13 protein-coding genes and 1 pseudogene are annotated in these 17759 nt (G+C 59.7%); 9 read left to right on the forward strand and 5 right to left on the reverse strand.

The window, feature by feature from the left end:
* Nucleotides 1–509: 509 nt before the first annotated feature.
* From ABIC03_RS13080 to ABIC03_RS13100, 5 genes and pseudogenes are all read right to left on the reverse strand, one after another.
* The gene (locus tag ABIC03_RS13080; RefSeq protein ID WP_354058587.1) at nucleotides 510–1490 is read right to left on the reverse strand and encodes a helix-turn-helix domain-containing protein; all 981 of its coding nucleotides are present in this window, start codon (nucleotides 1488–1490) and stop codon (nucleotides 510–512) included.
* Between the two features lie 666 nt (nucleotides 1491–2156).
* Nucleotides 2157–2459: pseudogene (locus ABIC03_RS13085) on the reverse strand (Ku protein); the annotation flags it as partial.
* An 831-nt stretch (nucleotides 2460–3290) separates the two neighbouring features.
* Nucleotides 3291–5408, reverse strand: a complete 2118-nt coding sequence (locus ABIC03_RS13090) for an adenylate/guanylate cyclase domain-containing protein (RefSeq protein ID WP_354058589.1) — start codon at nucleotides 5406–5408, stop codon at nucleotides 3291–3293.
* A 46-nt stretch (nucleotides 5409–5454) separates the two neighbouring features.
* Entirely contained in the window at nucleotides 5455–5817 is a 363-nt protein-coding gene (locus tag ABIC03_RS13095; protein WP_354058591.1) for a Crp/Fnr family transcriptional regulator, read from the reverse strand.
* A 77-nt stretch (nucleotides 5818–5894) separates the two neighbouring features.
* On the reverse strand, nucleotides 5895–7637 hold the full coding sequence (locus tag ABIC03_RS13100) for a tetratricopeptide repeat protein (RefSeq protein ID WP_354058593.1): 1743 nt from the start codon (nucleotides 7635–7637) through the stop codon (nucleotides 5895–5897).
* Nucleotides 7638–8129: 492 nt separating this feature from the next.
* On the opposite strand from ABIC03_RS13100, the gene ABIC03_RS13105 reads away from it, so the two are divergent.
* The 9 genes from ABIC03_RS13105 to ABIC03_RS13145 all read left to right on the forward strand — a co-directional run bounded on the left by ABIC03_RS13105 (nucleotide 8130) and on the right by ABIC03_RS13145 (nucleotide 17754).
* Nucleotides 8130–8405 (forward strand): hypothetical protein, encoded by a 276-nt coding sequence (locus ABIC03_RS13105; protein ID WP_354058595.1) that lies wholly within the window; start codon nucleotides 8130–8132, stop codon nucleotides 8403–8405.
* A 13-nt stretch (nucleotides 8406–8418) separates the two neighbouring features.
* On the forward strand, nucleotides 8419–10395 hold the full coding sequence (locus tag ABIC03_RS13110) for an alkyl/aryl-sulfatase (protein ID WP_354058597.1): 1977 nt from the start codon (nucleotides 8419–8421) through the stop codon (nucleotides 10393–10395).
* A gap of 89 nt (nucleotides 10396–10484) precedes the next feature.
* Entirely contained in the window at nucleotides 10485–10994 is a 510-nt protein-coding gene (locus tag ABIC03_RS13115; protein ID WP_354058599.1) for a hypothetical protein, read from the forward strand.
* A 45-nt stretch (nucleotides 10995–11039) separates the two neighbouring features.
* On the forward strand, nucleotides 11040–11348 hold the full coding sequence (locus ABIC03_RS13120; RefSeq protein ID WP_354058601.1) for a DUF3302 domain-containing protein: 309 nt from the start codon (nucleotides 11040–11042) through the stop codon (nucleotides 11346–11348).
* Between the two features lie 3 nt (nucleotides 11349–11351).
* Nucleotides 11352–12467, forward strand: coding sequence for an HlyD family secretion protein (locus tag ABIC03_RS13125; protein WP_354058603.1), 1116 nt, complete (start codon nucleotides 11352–11354; stop codon nucleotides 12465–12467).
* Between the two features lie 148 nt (nucleotides 12468–12615).
* Complete coding sequence (locus tag ABIC03_RS13130) at nucleotides 12616–13665, forward strand: DUF1254 domain-containing protein (RefSeq protein WP_354058605.1); 1050 nt, start codon at nucleotides 12616–12618, stop codon at nucleotides 13663–13665.
* Nucleotides 13666–13701: 36 nt separating this feature from the next.
* A complete protein-coding gene (locus tag ABIC03_RS13135) occupies nucleotides 13702–14667 on the forward strand; it encodes a transporter (protein WP_354058607.1) in 966 nt (321 codons plus the stop codon).
* 201 nt (nucleotides 14668–14868) lie between these two features.
* Nucleotides 14869–17142, forward strand: coding sequence for a sensor histidine kinase (locus ABIC03_RS13140; RefSeq protein ID WP_354058609.1), 2274 nt, complete (start codon nucleotides 14869–14871; stop codon nucleotides 17140–17142).
* Nucleotides 17143–17754 carry a response regulator transcription factor gene (locus ABIC03_RS13145; protein WP_354058611.1) on the forward strand — a complete coding sequence of 204 codons (612 nt, stop codon included), beginning with the start codon at nucleotides 17143–17145 and terminating at the stop codon, nucleotides 17752–17754.
* Nucleotides 17755–17759: the final 5 nt, after the last annotated feature.

The following is a 17759-nucleotide window of genomic DNA, read 5'->3' on the forward strand; positions in this document are numbered from 1 at the left end:
GAACTCAGCGCAGGGTGGCCGCTTTTTTCTTCAGCGCGGAGTTAGGCTACTGACAGCCCCTTGGCGGTATGACGGAATGAAACACACTTGGTACGTCACTTTTGAAGTTCCGCCGATTGGCACGGTCTCAAGACGGCGACATCCCCGCTTAACCAAGACATTTGAAACCGAATCAGAAGCCAAGGAGTTTGCACGAGCCAAGTTGAACGGCGGATTGATCGTTACGGCAGGGACTATCCTCCCGCACCAGCCAAGAGCGTCAATCCCGTCGGAGAATATTCTGGTGTGGCTCGAAGCTGACCAATTACATGAGCAGCCATCGGCCAGTAAACCGGGATCTTGAAGAGGTCGGAGCCAAAACGAATCCGTCACCGCAACGTTGCGGATGCCCGACTGTGCGTCAGAACAGGCCGGGGATCAACATCGCGACAGGACGGGAAAGCTGGAGATGGCGCTAGTCGCCTCCTTCAAGGATGTTGCACTTACCAGATGCATTCTGCTGGGAGCGCTCACGCCACATCGGCCATCCGTAGGCTCGGTCGCGCGGTGGCTCGGAACAACGTAGCCGAAGGTGTTTCCCCAAACATCGCGCGGTAATTCACCGAGAAGCGCCCCAGCTCCCAGAATCCGTGCTCCATGGCAATTCTTGTCACCGTTGTCGTGGAAGAACCGGCTTGCAAGAGTGCACGGCGAACAAGGTGCATTCTCCTCAGCGCGAGGTAGCGGATAGGACCCATACCGAGATGTATTTCGCAGGCGGCGCGAAGGCTGCGCTCCGCAGCTCCGATCGCTCCGCATATGTCTCCTAAATAAAGCGGCACGTTTGGGTTAGCTTCGAGATATTCATGGAATTTTGCGATTATCCGAGCCTGACGCAGGCCGCAGTTAATGGATCGACTGGAGGCGCTCTCGGTGAGACACCTGACCAATAGATGGATGAACTGGTTCTCCAAAGAGCGCGCCGCCTCGTTGACGACAAGAATCTCGGGCGCGTTCTCAGCGATTTGGCCCACTATCTCATGCAGGTTCAGCAGCCGCGACATCATAGCAGCATCTGGCCGAACAAGCTGCCTTTGCGAAGAGCTCGAAAACAAATCGCAACCGGCTATGACTTGGCAAGCCGCATCAAGTCTGGGCATCTCAAGAGATATCGATCCTAGACGAAACTCGGCCTCGGTCTGCTGGTGTATCTCGTCACTGTCATTGACGATAATGGTCCCAGACGAAACGTCCATCCCGCAGTGCCGCATACTAGCTGGGGACGAGGACGTCAGGAATGTAAGTACGCTGCGTCCGGGCTTGATGAACCCGGAGTTGATCGTGGGCAAATTGTGGAAGAAGCGTTGGAGCAATAGCTCGCCTAGGCGAACCTTGGTCAGTTCCGCTTTGAACGAACAGCCTGACGTGGGTAGCACCTCAAAATCGGCAATAGTGATCGCCGCCTGGTAACAAAGTGGATCGTCAAAACTGAGCGTCGCACTCCGATCCATCTTCTCCTCCGCAGTTTTCGGCACACGTGTGTGACAGCGGACGAGTGCGACGGACTCGTCGACGCACTGACCGAAGAAGCTGCCGGTGTGCTGGCCGGTTAAGAACAACTAGAAATAGTGATTTGGCGCATTGCTGTCCCCATCGTGGGAGAAATGAAGCGTTTGGCGGCCCGGAACGTGAATGATGGATCAAGAGTGGTAGGGATCTTCGCGCCCGTTGTGGAGTGCGGGTGTGCCGCCGCGCCGCAGCGAAGGTATCTACGTGAGGAAGATATGCGGCCAAACCGCCCCGCTGAATTGGACCAAGGTCCCACATTGGCAGAGCCGAAGGACATGAGGCGCATGAAATTGGGCCCTGATCCGGTGCGGCTTAGTTCCGCCACGGCCCCAAGCCGAGTTCACCACTCGACAGTTCGCCGCGAACGTGTCCAGTGATGACTACGGCGACGATTTCGGGGATCAGCGTCCTCGCAAGGCCCGCCGCACAACATCGTGAGGCCTCGCCCGGAAGAAGTCGTGGAGGGCAAGATCATTGCCAACTCGCCCGAGGCGGCGGGTAGCTGCTTCGTGGCGCTTTCGGTGCACGATCGATCTCACCGCCTTGAGCGGTTGAGATCGCCCGCTGAGCACCCAATCCGTCCAGGCTGCAGGAGCCCGCTCGAGCGGATCGTGCCCTTGAACCAAGTCGTCGATCTCAATCGCCCGCGTCGACTCCAGCGCGATCTCCTCAAGCTCTCTCTCGAGACCTCGATGTACTGCCCCTTATCGAGCTCGTAGCACTTGACGATGTCCTCGTTGGGCACCTGATCGCCGATGTTGGCATTGACCTTCAGGTACTTGATCCGATGGCCGGTCTGCCGGTTGAATTGGTTGAACGATATCTTCTCGAACTCGGAGGGTGGCGGGATAAAGCGACGCGGGACAGGTGACGACGCAGACGCCAGCCACGTCGCCGCGTTGATCCGCTATGCCGACGCGACGTCGCTCGCTGCGCGGATCCTCACGCGGTTCGGCCGGACGTGGACTCGATCGACAACAATGACCTCAGGATCACCGCTTTGATGCGTCTACCCTCTGGAGCGAATTCCTCGGCAAGCCGACGCCCCGGTTCTTCTTGGACGCCGTTTTCGAGATGACCACCGCCGGTTGACGCCTCCCTGGAGGGTTCTGCGGCACGTGTGCGAACATGTTCGTACCTTGATCGCCTCCATTCTTGAGCGAAACTTAGAGGGCCGAGCTGCCGGTTGAGCCGGTGGAATGCGTCTTTCCGTCAAGCAGACCAAGGGAGATAATGATGTTGAATGCAAGACTAATCGGCACCGCAGGCCTTCTTGTCCTGGCACTTGGCAGTGCCATTCCAGCCGATGCGGCGCCGAAGAAAGATACCAACGCAATCCGTGCCGAATGCTTCAGACAGGCGAACGAAGCTGCGTCGGCTGCTGCTGGTAGTATGACAAGCGGAGCCACGGCCGCCCGAAACTCCGCAGGCTATTCCGCTTACCGCGATTGCGCGCGCAAAAACGGGATTCGCCCGTAACCGCCCACCCCAATCCCAATGGCCGACAGAAGGCCGCCGTAGGGCGGTCTTTTGCCGACGCGAACCAAGCTCGTCCGCAAAGCGCAGCCTTAATTGCCCTGTGCTCGGAAGTTTGCTGATCAAGGTGTCGCGAGAGGCGAAGGAGGTGTTCAGTCGACGGCTCCAGATATGCCGGCGCGACCTGGGTTGCGGCTCTTCAGAGTCGGCCGGCCAATCAGGCGGCAACTTCCGCCTCCTCCGGTCGGGGCCTTTTTCGAAGTCGCCTATTTCTGGTCGAAGTGAATGATCCGGTCCCAATTTTGGGGCGGCGGCTCGAGCACAAATCCGATTACGCGAGAAAGATAGATGCCGGCAACCACGTCCGCGGGGTGCTGCGCGGCAAATGCCTGCAGCGCATCCAAGGTTCCAAGCCAGTCCTGACGGGAATACTCCGCATAGACGCGATTCCAGTCTTCGACGAGGCGCGTCATTTCCAGCGTGACGCGCAATTCCTCCGGGCCTTCACGCATACCAAGAAGCTCAAAGACGTCGAGGGGCTGCCCGGCCCCTTTGGGTTGGCTGCGGTCGACGCGTCGGAAAAGGAACTCTTCCGAGCATGCGTCTGCGATGTCGCCGCTCGCCAGGATGCCAGTGCCGTAATGCTTATTCAGCCCCTCCAGTCGGGAGGCGATGTTCACGGTGTTGCCGATCGCCGTGTAGTCGATCCGGTCGGACGAGCCTACATTGCCCAATACCGCCGGGCCGACGTGAACCCCGAACCGGGTTTGCCAGGGCGCCAGGCCGCGTTCCATCCACCGCTCGTTCAGCCGCCGCAGAGCGAGGCGACATTTGAGGGCCGTAGCGCAAGCCGCGTGCTCATGGCGAGCGACCGGCAGCGGCGCATTCCAGAAGGCGAAGACGGCATCGCCGATGTACTTATCGACGGTTCCGCTCTCCCGGATGATCAGCGACGCCAGTTCGTCGAAATATTCAGACAGGTTGATCATCAGCTTTTCGGCTGGCATCTGCCCGGCCATTTCGGTGAAATCTCGGATGTCGGTGAACAAGATGCTGACCAGTCGCGTTTCGCCGCCCACCTCGAGGGTACCCTCGCTTTGCAGGAGTTCTCTGACCAGCGCCTTCGGCACGAACTTGGTGATCTCCCTGATGGTCCCTTTCATGCCTGACATGGATCGGATCAGTGCGTTGACCTCGCGCACCCGCGACTCCAGCCGGATGGGCTCGGCAAGCTGGAAGGACCGGATCAGTTCGGCCTCCTCAGACAGCTTGCTCAGGGGCTTCGAAATCGAATGCGCGAGGTAGATGATGCCTGGCAGCGCGAGCAGGAAGACCAGCGACGCGGCGAGGATATTGCGCGCTGCGGCGTCGGCCAGTGGTCCCATGAAGTTCGACAGAGGCGCCGCATATAGGATTCGAAAACCGCTGCCGTCCCTGCCGACCTGATGCACGACCGTGGCGAGATACTCCGAGCCGCCGACATCGATGCGTGCCATTTCATACGGGCCCTGGCGCACGAAAATCCGCACCGCCTCGCGGACAATGGGGTCCACGAGGTCCGCGGTCGTTGCAAGCTCGGTCTTTTTGGCGTCGCCGGCGCCAGATGTCTTGAACATCCGCTCTGGATCGAAATGGGCCAGCAGGCGATCCTGCTCGTCGAACGCCACGAAGCGCTGATCCTGGTTCGATCTGACGGATCGCACGTACTCCATCAGCCGATCGAGAGTGATGTCGACGCCCACGACGCCGTCTTCGGTTGCTTTCGACAGGGTCATTCCCGCCTGCGAGGTGGCCGCGAATATGTACGGCGGCGTGCGAATCATCTTCTCGGGCTGCGCACGCGCTTCGCGATACCAGTCGCGGCTGCGAGGATCGTAGGTGGCCGCCCGGTCCGCAAGCGCTCCGATTTGCTGGCCGCGGGCATCGAGGAATGTCCATGAGGTCTCGCGGACACCGTCCACCACGCGGATTTCGTGGAGGGCAAACCGGGTGGCAGGTGGACCGCCCTGTTGCTCGATGAACGGTTTCTCCGCCTCGGAGATCGACAGGACGTGGAAAAAATTGCCGCTCTCATAGCCGACATAGACCGCCGAGATCTGCGGATTCATCATGAGGCTCGGCAGGAGAGGTTTCAGGATGTCCTCCCTGGATTCGACTGCGTCGCGAAGCGCCGGATGGCCGTAGAACTGCTGCAGCACCAAAAAAGGCGCAGCGAAGAAGGCAAGCCGTCGCTCGTTGATGCGGCCGATTTTTTCCTTGAACGCATCGGCTGCTACGCGCTGCGCGTTGCTGCGGTTCTGGATGTAATCGGCGGTCGTGACGCCGATGCCCACGAGTAGCGCGGAGACCAGGAACAGCGTCAGGATCGTGACGAACAGCGTCAAGCGGGTTCTGCGGTCTGCGGAGATATTCATTGCGGACGATGTTCTGTCAGGAGGACAAATCGACGATGCGCTTCGACAGATAATCGACCCAGTAGCGGATGAAGGGGTCGGCTTCCTCCAGCTTCTGCTTCAACTTCTCCTCGCTTACCATCATCACTTCGCATCCCTCCCGGGTCGAGGCCGTGGCGCCGCGCCGGGCGTCCGCCATCAGCGCATGGATGCCGAACATCTGGCCGGGCTTCAGCTCGATTAATGCGCGCTGCCTGCCGGCTTCGAGAGCGACGTCGCCGCGCAACAGAATGAAGGCGGCCGATCCCGTGTCGCCTTCCGCGAAGATCGTTGCGCCCGCTGGATAGGTCTTGCGATCAAATCCTTGCCAAACGGATCGGACCGTCGACTTGTCTGGCATTCCGGCCTCCTCGCTTGCATCATTTGAACGGGCCCGAGCGAGCCCGGTGCCGGAACGTGAAGTTTCGGGCTGGATCGCTATCGGGAAGCCAGAGCGCGGGCCTTTCCCAAACCTGCGACGAGCGCGCCCACGGTCTGATCCGCAATGCCTTGGCGACGCAGAAATCCTTCGGGGTCGCGAGCCAGGGGGTCGTAGCGCGCCAGGTTCTCCAAGGCCTGCCGCGTACCTTCCCGGTCTCCAAGCTCGGCATTGGCGGTCGCGAGCACCAATTGACTGAATCCTGAATCGCCGAGCGCGGATCGCTCCGCGATCCTGCGGGCTTGCTCCCAATCCCCCTTCAGACAAAGGCCGACGGCGATGAAATGAAAGTACCAGTTCGGCGGGTTCAACGTACGATCTATCGCACGCTTGAGGATGGGAACGCCTTCCTCGAAATTGCCTCTCACCGATAACCGCCAGCCGAGTTGAGCCAGGATCTCCGGATCATTCGGATAGAGTTCGGCCAATTGGCGCGTGAGGCGCTGGCTCTCTTCATAGCGGCCAGTAAAGTGGTATGCGGCGGCCAATGCCTTCAGGGCGAGCGGGTTCTTCGGCTGAAGTCTGAGGGCGTTAAATATGGCCTCTTGGGCCTTTTCATACCGTTTTTGTCGGTCATCACCGGCGAAGCCCAAGCGGCCGGCGTCGACATGAAGCCATCCGAGCATCGCCCAGGCATCGCTGTACCCGGGGTCTCGCTGAACGCTCTGTTCGAGACATCGCATCGCCGGATCGAAGTCCGCCCGGAGGAAGGTGCGCCTGTAGCCATAGGCGCGAAGCACGCACATGTAGCTGTCCATGTTCGAAACCGCAGGCATGGACGAGCCGTTGCTCATATCGCTCCTGACCACACCATAGGGTTGGCCAATGACTTCAGCGATCTCCTCGGCGAGATTTCTCTGAATGCCCACAAGAGCCTGCGGGTCGAGTGGCCGACTGTAGGATTTGGTCCATACGATCAAACCGCTCGCCGCGTTCACGACCGAAGTCGTGACGCGCACTTCGCCGCCATCGGCCTGGACGCTTCCATTTACGATATACGCAAAACCCCGGTCGCGTGCGACCTGTAGTGCCGCCGGCCGCGGCTCCTGGTTCGCTAATGCCGCCGACGTATACAGCCGAAAGCCGGAAAGATGGAAAAGGTTGGCGATCAGTTCCTGCTCCATCCCGATGGCCAGATAGCGGGCACTTTCGCCAGAGCTCAAAGAGTCGAACTGCATCACCAGGACGCCGGGCTCCCTCGTCGCACTCGAGGGAGATCGACTCGCATCGAATGGAGACATCCAGATGGCCAGGCCAGCAGCAACCGCTGCCACAAGCGCGGCGCCTATCAACAGCCGACGGAAGACACTGGACTTTACGGATGGTGCGACATCCTTGCCGCATGGTGCGACATCTGCCGCATCGTTCTGGGCCGGAACGGTTCGAACATCGTGCGCCAAGTCATCCGACGAACCGGCAACCGGCGGCATGTTGAGCCATTCGAACTTCGGAACGTACGAACCCTTCGGAATCCAGATGCGGACCACGTCATTTCGACCAGCGTCCACATAGTAGCTGTCGAGGTCACGTCGAAGCCGTCTGGCTTCGAGGCGCACGACGGGATCTACTTGAGGATCGAATGACTGGTCGCGACCGAATACAGCCAGAGCGATCGTGTAGCCCTTCAGACTCAAGGCACGTCCCGAAAGCGTCTCTTTGACGATGAAACGGAGAAATCCGCGCCGTCGTTCGTTCACGTGGAAGTGCTGGCTGGAACAGATTTGCTTGAGCTGAGCAAGCACAATCTCCGGAGGTATCCCCTCGGGCTTGCGATACGCGGCTTCCGGAAGCTCAGCGTCGCCTCCACTTGGGAAACTAGACCGACTGGACGTCACAAGACGCCTCATACTGATTGCATGCGACGTAGTATCAGTAACAGAACACCGCCTTCCGAACAGTTCACATTTGTTTAGAGTGAGATCAGGCAATTCGTCGCAGCGTTGGCATGCCAGGAACTGCGAGCAAGTACCAGCTCAGACAATTGGAGGTCGAGCGCCCTTTATCGGCCCGTTTGCTCGGTCGTTCGACTGCTCGACCGGTTCGAACCTGTTCGAACCTTGCGCGGGCAAAGCGAGAGCTGCTCAATGCTGGCGCAATTCACGACGCGAACCGAAGCTAAACCCAAGAAGCTAAACCCAAATGGATTTCGGAAGCGTCAGTCCTGCTGTCGCAATCGAATGCTCGCTTGAGCGCCGAATGCAGCGCGTCATCACTCATCGATTCGGTCGAGTCGCATGGAGGAACTTCGATACATTGTGGAGCGCCTTCCGGAGCGCGAACTGGATATCCGCCGACGTTTCGCCCGCGACGCTTCCTTCAGAGCGATCTGCTCGGATTATGAGGAGGCCGCGAAGGCGCGAGACCACTGGCGACAAGCCGCGAAACGCGGAGACCTCACGGGAGAACGAAAAGTCGAAGACTACGCTGACCTACTGCTCGAGTTGGAACAGGAAATTCTATCGCATCTAAGCGACCCCAAGCCTGAGCGTGACAATTCACAAGAAGACTGACCGGAGACGCAGTATGAGAAATAACTCTTTCGCGAAACTATCGATCGTTGGCATCTTGGCCGCTGGCTTCCTTCAAGGCGCCGCAGCGCAGACCCAAGACCAACGCAAGGACGCGACCGACGCGACCAAGCAGGCCAATTCGGCTCTACTGAAACAACTACCCTTCAGCGACACCTCCGACTTCGACGCCGCCAACAAGGGTCTGCTGGCTCCGCTCCCGTCCGAACTGATCAAGGGAAGCGCAGGCAACGCGATCTGGAATCCGCAGCAGTACGGTTTCATCAAGGACGCCAACGCGCCCGACACGGTCAATCCCAGCCTGTGGCGGCAATCCCGGCTCATCAACATCTCGGGCCTGTTCGAGGTAGTGGAAGGCATCTATCAGGTCCGAAATCAGGACCTGTCCAACATGACGATCATCGAGGGCAGCGAAGGCATCACGATCGTCGATCCGCTCGTCTCGGCGGAGACGGCGAAGGTCGCGCTCGATCTCTACCGCTCCAAGCGCGGGAACAAGCCCGTCAAGGCCGTGATCTACACTCACAGCCATGTCGACCACTATGGCGGCGTGCGCGGCGTCACGACCGAAGACGACGTCAAGGCCGGCAAGGTCAAGATCTACGCTCCGGAAGGCTTCCTGGAAGCCGCCGTGGCGGAGAACGTGATGGCCGGCAACGCCATGAGCCGGCGCGCCAGCTACATGTACGGCAATCTGCTCAAGCCCGATCCGAAAGGGCAGGTCGGCGCCGGCCTCGGCACCACGACGTCCGCAGGGACCGTGACGCTGATCGCACCGACCGACATCGTCAAGGAGACAGGTCAAAAGGTAAAAATCGACGGTTTGACGTACGAATTCCTGATGGCGCCCGGCTCCGAAGCTCCTTCCGAGATGATGTGGTTCATCGAGGAGAAGAAGGCCATGGAGAGCGCCGAGGACGCGACCCACACCCTGCACAACACTTATTCGCTGCGCGGTGCCAAGATCCGCGAGCCGCTGCCCTGGTCGAAGTATCTCAACCAGGCCCTCGTCATGTGGGGCGACAAAGTCGAAGTCGTCTTCGCCCAGCACCACTGGCCGACCTGGGGCAACGACAAGGTGACCGGGCTCCTGAAGAGCCAGCGAGATCTCTATCGCTATATCAACGACCAGACGCTGCACATGGTCAACAAGGGCATGACCATGCGCGAGATCGCCGACACCTTCAAGATGCCGGACAGCCTCGCAAACGTCTGGGCGAACCGTGGCTACTATGGGTCCGTGTACCACGACGTCGCAGCGACCTACGTTCTCTATCTCGGCTGGTTCGACGGCAATCCCGCGACTCTGCACGAATTGCCCCCGGTCGAAGGAAGCAAGAAGTACGTCGAATTCATGGGCGGCCCCGATGAAGTATTGAAGAAGGCCAAGGCTGCCTACGACAAAGGCGAATACCGGTGGGTCTCCCAGGTGGTCTACCATGTCGTGTTCGCCGATCCGAACAACCAGGCCGCCAAGAACCTGGAGGCCGACGCGCTCGAGCAGCTCGGCTACCAGGCCGAGTCAGGGCCGTGGCGCAACTTCTATCTGAGCGGCGCTCAGGAGCTGCGCAACGGGGTCGCGAAGCTGCCGACCCCGAACACCGCGAGCCCAGATACGGTGCGCGCGATGTCCGCCGATCTGTTCTTCGACTACCTCGGAGTTCGTCTGAACGCCGAAAAGGCAGGCAGCGCCAAGGCGAAGCTGAACTTCGATTTCGGCCAGGACGGCACCTATTTTGTCGAGCTGGAGAACGGAGTTCTGAACCACACGGCAAAGATGAAGTCGGACAAGGCCGATGCGAGTCTGACCCTGTCGAGGGACACTCTAAACAAGATCATCCTTCAGCAGACGAAGCTCGACGAGGCGATTTCGTCGGGGACGGTCAAGATCGACGGAGACCGGGCGAAGCTCAATCAGGTCGTCGCCGCTCTCGACGACTTCGAGTTCTGGTTCAACATCGTGACGCCCTAGCCCGCAGTGTAACATCGCGCTCCGCATCTGCGCGGTGCGGAGGCGATGGAGCCGAAAGCATACGCAAGAGATCGAACGAGGAGTTCAACATGAGCTACGGTCGACGAATAGCCAGGCTGACGACTTCGATCCTCGCAGTCATGTTTATCACTACGAGGCCGTCAGGCGCCGTACCGGTGGCACCACTAAGCCAGTTTGCGATCGGGCAACACGCCGCAGGATCGCCCAATCTCATCGAAGTCCGCGCTGCAGGTCACCGCGGCCGGGCAGCGGTCGGGCCTCGAGGCGGGGCGGTGGTCCATCGCGGCGGCGCCGCCGTCGGGCCTCGCGGCGGAGCCTATCACGGGCGAACCGCTGTCCGGGGACCGCGGGGCAATATCGCAGTTCGCAGCACCACGGTCGCGCGAGGACGCGGCGGCTGGGCGCGGCCCGGCTATTACCACTGGCCGAGAGGCGGCGCGATCGCCGCCGGCGCGGCGATCGGATTCGTGAGCGCAGCGACCGCCGCCGCCTGGGCGGGGGCGGCGCCCGCGCCAGGGATGTGCTGGTACTACACCGACCCGTCCCGAACACAGGGCTTCTGGGACTATTGCCAGTAGCAATCGGAGCATCGTCGGCGGGCGATACGCAGGGATTCATCACCCATGACGCTGGACTACGTCGCATTGGCCATCCTCATCCTCGTGTTGCTGCTGGTCGTCTACGGGGTTGTCGCCGTCTGGGGCATTCCCTACGAAATCGCCAAACGGCGCGATCACCCACATCAGGATGCCATCGGCGCAGCGACCTGGGTCAGCCTGTTCACGCTTGGCGCCCTGTGGCCGTTCCTGTGGATCTGGGCGATGGCCTATCGACCGGACCGGGGCTGGGGCCTGTCGGGCGCCGCCGCAGCACCGGCGGAGCTTGAGAAGCGCATATCAGCGCTCGAGCAGCAATCTCATCAATCGAGTTGACGCATGGCGGTCCTGCTCCTGCTCATCTATGCCGCGATCTGCGTCGCGATTTTCAGGGTCCTGCGCGTCCCGCTCAACAAGTGGACCATCACCGCTGCCGGAATCGGAGGCGTTGCGATGGTCGGCGGTCTGCTGGCGGGAATGAACTACAACCACCCCTTCACCACCGACGCCCGGCTCTATTTCTTCACCACGCCCGTCATCCCGCAGGTCAAGGGGCGGGTCGTGGAGGTCGCGGTCAAGCCGAACGTGGCGCTGAAGAAGGGCGATCCGCTGTTCAGGATCGACCCGGCCCCCTACCAGTTCGTGGTCGAGCAGAAGAAGGCGGCGTTGGCGGAGGCGGAGCAGGGCGTCAAGCAGCTCAAGGCGTCGCTCGACCAGACGTCGGCCGGCCTCGAAAAGGCGAATGCCCAGCTTTCCCTGGCTCAGGCGAACTACGACAGGCAGAACCAGCTCTTTCAGGCCAAGGATATCGCGCAGGCGGCGCTCGACACCGCGCAGCGCAATCTCGACGCCGCCAGGCAGACCGTCGCCGAAGCCCAGGCGGTCGAGCAGCGTGCCCGGCTCGCCTTCACCTCCGATATCGGCGGCGTCAACACGACGGTGGCTCGACTATCGGCCGATCTGCGCGACGCGCAGTATGATCTCGACCAGACCACGGTGTTCGCTCCGACCGACGGATACGTGACGCAGCTCTTCCTGCGTCCTGGCATGATGGCGGCATCGACGCCCGCCATGGTCTTCATCCACAACGACGACCGAACCTTCTCGGCTTCCTTTCCGCAGACGGTCGTCCAGCGCCTGCGGCCGGGCGCCGAAGCGGAGATCGCCTTCGACGCGATTCCCGGCCGCGTGTTCCGCGGCAAGGTCAACGCGCTGATCGACGCGGTATCGCAAGGCCAGTTGCAGGCCTCGGGCACCTTGCTGAACCCCGAGGACCGGGCGAAATCCCAAGGACTGGCATCGGTCAACATCGACATCGTCGACGATCTTTCCTCCTATCAGTTGCCCGCCGGCACCACCGCCCAGGTCGCGCTCTATAGCGATCATTGGGCGCCGGTCGCGGCGATCCGGCGCATCCTGCTGCGAATGAAATCCTGGTTGAACTACGTTTTGTGAGGGCGTGTCGATGGGCGGCAAGTTCGGCGAACCGAAAGTGGGGTGCAGAACTGCGTCCGTCGCGTGCGAATGCCGCGACGCTAGTCTCCTGCCCTCCAGGCACGCCGTTTCGATTCTATCACTCCAACCTGTCTAGAAAGGTGAGCACATGAGAGCGAAACTTAATCTGTCTGCCTTCAGCCTGTGGTGCGCGCTTCTTACGGGCGCGGCGGTAGCTCAAGACCGTCCCGTGGGCGTGACCAAAGAGAACTTCGCACGTGCCATGACCGATCTCGCCATGCAAAAGGAGGTCGAGCAAGGCGCCACGAACGCCTGGCACCATCATCGGAAGACGATGGCGCTGTCGGAGCAGCCGGCACCGCTGATGAACCGCGATACGGTCTACTCATTCGCCGTGCTCGATGGCGGAGGCGACGTGGCCATCACGTTGCCGGAGAACGACGGCCGTTATATGTCGCTGCACGTCATGAATCACGACCACGTGACCTACAAGGTCTTCTACGGCCCCGGCCGCTACGTGGTACCCGCCGACAAATCCACCGACTTCTTCTATGCCAACGTGCGTATGCAGATCAACGACAAGGATCCGGAAGACGTCAAGAAGGTCAACCAGTACCAGGATCGGCTGAAAATTGAATATCTGAATGGGTACAAGCCGAAGGCCTTCAAGGTCACGAATTGGGACATGAAGTCCTTCCAGAAGGTCCGCGAGACGTATGTCGCCGAAGCCCAGAGCGAGGGCGTGAAGGGGACGATGGGCACTCTCGATCATCCCGTGTCGGTGGAGGCAAAGAACCGGGGTGTCGCTATCGCCACAGGTCTGCTGCCCGACAAGGACGCCGTCTACCTGACGGACAAGCACGACGTTCAGATGGGCAAGGCTTACAAGGCCACCTACAACCTGCCCGATCAAGTCGATCCCAAGCTCGGCTTCTACTCGGTCACCGTCTACGGAGACGACCAGTATCTCAAGACCGACAAGGGCTCGACCATCGGCAACACCGAACTCAAGCTCAATTCCGACGGCAAGACCTTCGACATCTACTTCGTTCCCGAAAACGAATTCGGCAAGGGAAAGCACGCAAACGAGTTGATCATTCCGACCGCGCCGTTCTGGACCGCCTTTCGCGTCTACATGCCCGGCGAGTCAGTGGTGGACGGCAAGTATAAGACCCCGAAGCTCGAGTTCGGCGGATAGGATTATAGAGCCCAGTCACGCCAGCGATCATCCGGAATGGCGGGAGCCGGGCGGTCGCTGCAGCGGAGGCGGAGGGACAAACGCGTGAGCGAGTTGATGGGTAGCGAATGCGAACCGAAGCTCTCGAGTGGCAAGTCGGAACGAGCCGGCTACGGAACGACCGCGGACCTCTGCCGTCGAAAACACATGGCATCTGGCGCCGCCACTATTGCGCTCCTGCTGTGGCCCGTCGGGGCCGTCGCGCAGTCATCGCCACCGATCGCGGACACCTCCGGTCTGGACTTCTTCCGCCCGCCCGAGAACCTGTTCCAACTCGAGTACGAATACCGCATGGCGCCGGGAAGCACTCGCGACGTGACGACGCAGACGCTCAACTTCCGCTACGACCATGCGTTCTATCTGACGCCCACCTGGAGCGTGGTCACACGAGCGGATCTGCCGCTGCTCGCCAGGAATAGGATCAACTCAAGCAACCCGACCGGCAACTATCTGTACGGCATCGGAGACGCCGACATTCAGGCGGCCGTCATCCACGATCTGGACAAGCGCTGGGCGGTCGGGTTCGGAGCTCGAATGTTCGTTCCGACAGGCGAAGACCCTCTCGGCTCCGGAAAGTGGCGCGTGATGCCGATCGTGGGTTTTCGGGTCGCGTTGCCGGAAATCAGTTCGTCGAGCTACTTCGAACCAATCTTTCGATACGACGTCAGCGTCGCCGGCGATCCGACCAGAAGGAACATTAGCAACCTGCAATTCGGTCCAGCGTTAAACCTTGGTCTTCCCGACCGATGGTCCGTCACCTTCTACCCGAGCCAGGACATCCGCTTCAATTTCGGGGATTCGATCACCGGGCAGACTGGCCGTCTGTTTTTGCCGCTGGATGTCCGCGTCGGCAAAAAGCTGTCCGACAATGTCGCAACCTCCTTCGAGGTCGGCGTTCCGATCATCAAGAACTATCCGGTCTACAATTTCAAAGGACAGTTTCGGCTGAACGTAACGTGGTAGTCGTTCAGTTAGAGGCTACATTCCCTCGTTGGAAGCTGCAGCGATTTTGATGTATATTCGCTAACAAGCGCCACCCAAGAGTGCCTCACAAAACAGACCACCGGACCGAAAATTGCATTAAAAGCAATAGAATTCAGGATTGTCACATCAGTTCCCGAAGGAATGCTCTATTCTCGCCCAAGTTTCGAATGGACGAACTCCGTGAAAGCCTGCGATCGGGGTGATTGGCCGGCTGCTAGGTACGCGCGCTTTTGGCGCGGCGTATTTTTGCTGATTTTTTTCGCGCCTTGGATTCTCATCGCGCAATCTCAGGCTGAAGATGCATCGCGGCGGGTCTTAGTTCTTCACTCATACAATTATACGTTCCCGGCTACTGCAATGGTTTCGGATGCGGTCCGGAAGCGCTTTCTGGAACGTTCTGCCGAGCGGATCGAAATCGACGCCGAATATTTGGATTTGGCCCGACGTCCGGATGAGGCCCACGCCTCACGAATGGCCAATTTCCTTCGCGAAAAATACGACGGCGTACATTTTGACCTTCTGTTCGTAATCGGCGTCTCGGCGATACCTTTCATCCTGAAGTATCGCGACGTGGTCGGCCCGGCGGTTCCCGTCGTATTCTCGGATGTCACCCGGTCGACTTACGAAGCGCTGCAGCTGCCGCCGGACATCACCGGCGTGATCAATAACTCCTACCCCGGAAAGACACTTGAGCTTGCAGAAAGGCTTCAGCCCCAGGCACGTCGCTTAGTGGTGATTAGCGGGACCGATGCCGTTGATCTCCGCTGGCGTGAAATCGCACGCACGGCGATCGAAAGCCAAAATGCCGGGCCTGAGGTGCTCTACTGGTCCAACCTCACATACGCGGAATTGCTCCGCGATGTTTCGCAGCTGCCAAGAGACAGCATTGTCATGATTCTTACCTTTTTCGCAGATCGCGAAGGCAAACGCCTCATCCCAAGAGACGTGGCCGCCGCTGTGGCGAAAGCTTCCGCCGCTCCGGTCTACGGGATCTTCGATACCTATATCGGCGCCGGGATCGTTGGAGGGTACACAGACACATTCGAATCTCTGGGCATAACTGCCGCTGACATGGCGCTTGATATACTTTCGGGTACCGAGGTGACAAAGATACCTCCAAAATCCAATCCCAAGCCCGCCTTCCGTACTGACGCGCGGGCTATGAAGAAGTGGGGCCTCAAAGAAAGTGACCTTCCGCTCGGCAGCATTGTGCTCTTCAAGGAGCCGACTCTCTGGAGTGAGCATCGCTACCTCGTACTGAGCACGATCTTGATTGTCGGATTGCAGGCATCCTTCGTCGTCGCATTGCTGTTCCAACGACGCCGGCGCCATCAAGCTGAAATCTCGCTCAAGGAAAGCGAGGAGCGAATGAGCTTCACCGCGGCTTCGGTAAATGTGGGCCTATGGCAGTTTGATGGAAGTACCAACGAAATGTGGACGACTGAGCATTGCCGAGCAATGTTCGGACTCGTGGGTGACCTGCCGCTTACTCGCGATGCGTTTTTGGAGGTCGTACACCCTAACGACCGCGATGTCGCACTCGCCGCGATCCGCCAAATTAGGAATCCCGGGGAACCTGCCGTAACGCGAGTTCGTGTTATATCAGAAGGGCGGGTCCGGTGGATCAGCATCCGGACGCGTGTGCGCCCAGACGATCATGGAGCTCCGAACCGATTTAGCGGAATCTTCGTTGATGTCACCGAACAGAAGGCCGTCGAGGCCGAAGCGGAGTTGCAACGACAGGAAGTCACGCACTTGATGAGGGTTTCCGTTCTGGGTGAGCTCTCCGGCGCGATCGCGCACGAAGTCAACCAGCCACTCACGGCGATCTTATCGAACGCGCAGGCGGCGCTCTATCTGCTGGCTGACGATCCCCCCAACGTCGCGGAGGTTGGAGACGCGCTGCAGGATATTGTGCAAGATGTCAACCGGGCGGGCGAAGTCATTCATCGGCTGCGAAACCTGCTGAAAAAGGGCCAGGCGGAACTGGAATCTGTCAGTATGAACGCATTGATCGATCAGACGGTCGCGTTGCTTCGGAGCGAAATGATCGATCGCCGCATTGTGGTCAACATGGATCTTGCGGCCGCTTTGCCTCATCTCTTAGGCGATGCCATCCAATTGCAGCAGGTTCTCTTAAACCTTCTCGTGAACGCAATGGACGCGATGGCTTCAACCGAGGGGACGCGGATGATCACGGTATCCAGCCGGGCAACGCAGGGATGCATTGAGGTTTTTGTCAGAGATCGGGGGCCAGGGATTGAGGTTGCCCAGGCAGGCCGATTGTTCGAGCCGTTCTTCACCACAAAAAACCATGGCCTTGGACTTGGATTGACGATCTGCTCCAGCATCATTGAAGCGCATGGAGGAAAGATTGTCGTGGCCAATGACAGTACTGGTGGCGTCGTCGCCACCATATTGCTCCCAACGCAAGAAGTCCTTGCGGAGGCTTGAATGAAATATCCGGCGTTCACGATTTTTCTTGTTGATGATGACACGAGGGTGCTGAATGCGTTGTCGCGGCTGTTACGGGCGCGAAACTTCAGCCTTAAGGCATTCACGTCTGCGCCGATGTTTCTGGCCGAACACGATGGGTCGGTACCCGGCTGTGCGATCCTTGATGTGTCGATGCCGGGGTTAAGTGGGCTAGAGTTGCAGCAGACCTTGACTGCAGCAGGTTCGCAAAGGCCAATCATCTTCCTAACTGGCAAGGGCGACATACCGACCAGCGTCCGCGCGATGCGTGCGGGTGCGATCGACTTCCTGACCAAGCCGGTTAAGGAAACAGAATTGTTGACTGCGATCGCACGAGCCGAAAAACAGGATGCGACGACCCGTGTCGCTATTGCTGAGATCGACGAGATCAAGGTACGCCTCGCGATGCTGACACCGCGGGAGCGCGAAGTTCTGACCGAGGTAGTCGCCGGCCGCCTCAACAAGCAGATCGCGGGGGACCTCGGTACTGCGGAGAAGACGATCAAGGTGCACCGCGGGCGGGTGATGATGAAACTCGGGGTACGCTCGGTAGCGGACCTCGTAAGGTTGACAGAAAAAGCGCGGATCTAGTGCCG

It is taken from the genome of Bradyrhizobium sp. RT6a, assembly GCF_040547675.1.
Classification (GTDB): Bacteria; Pseudomonadota; Alphaproteobacteria; order Rhizobiales; family Xanthobacteraceae; genus Bradyrhizobium.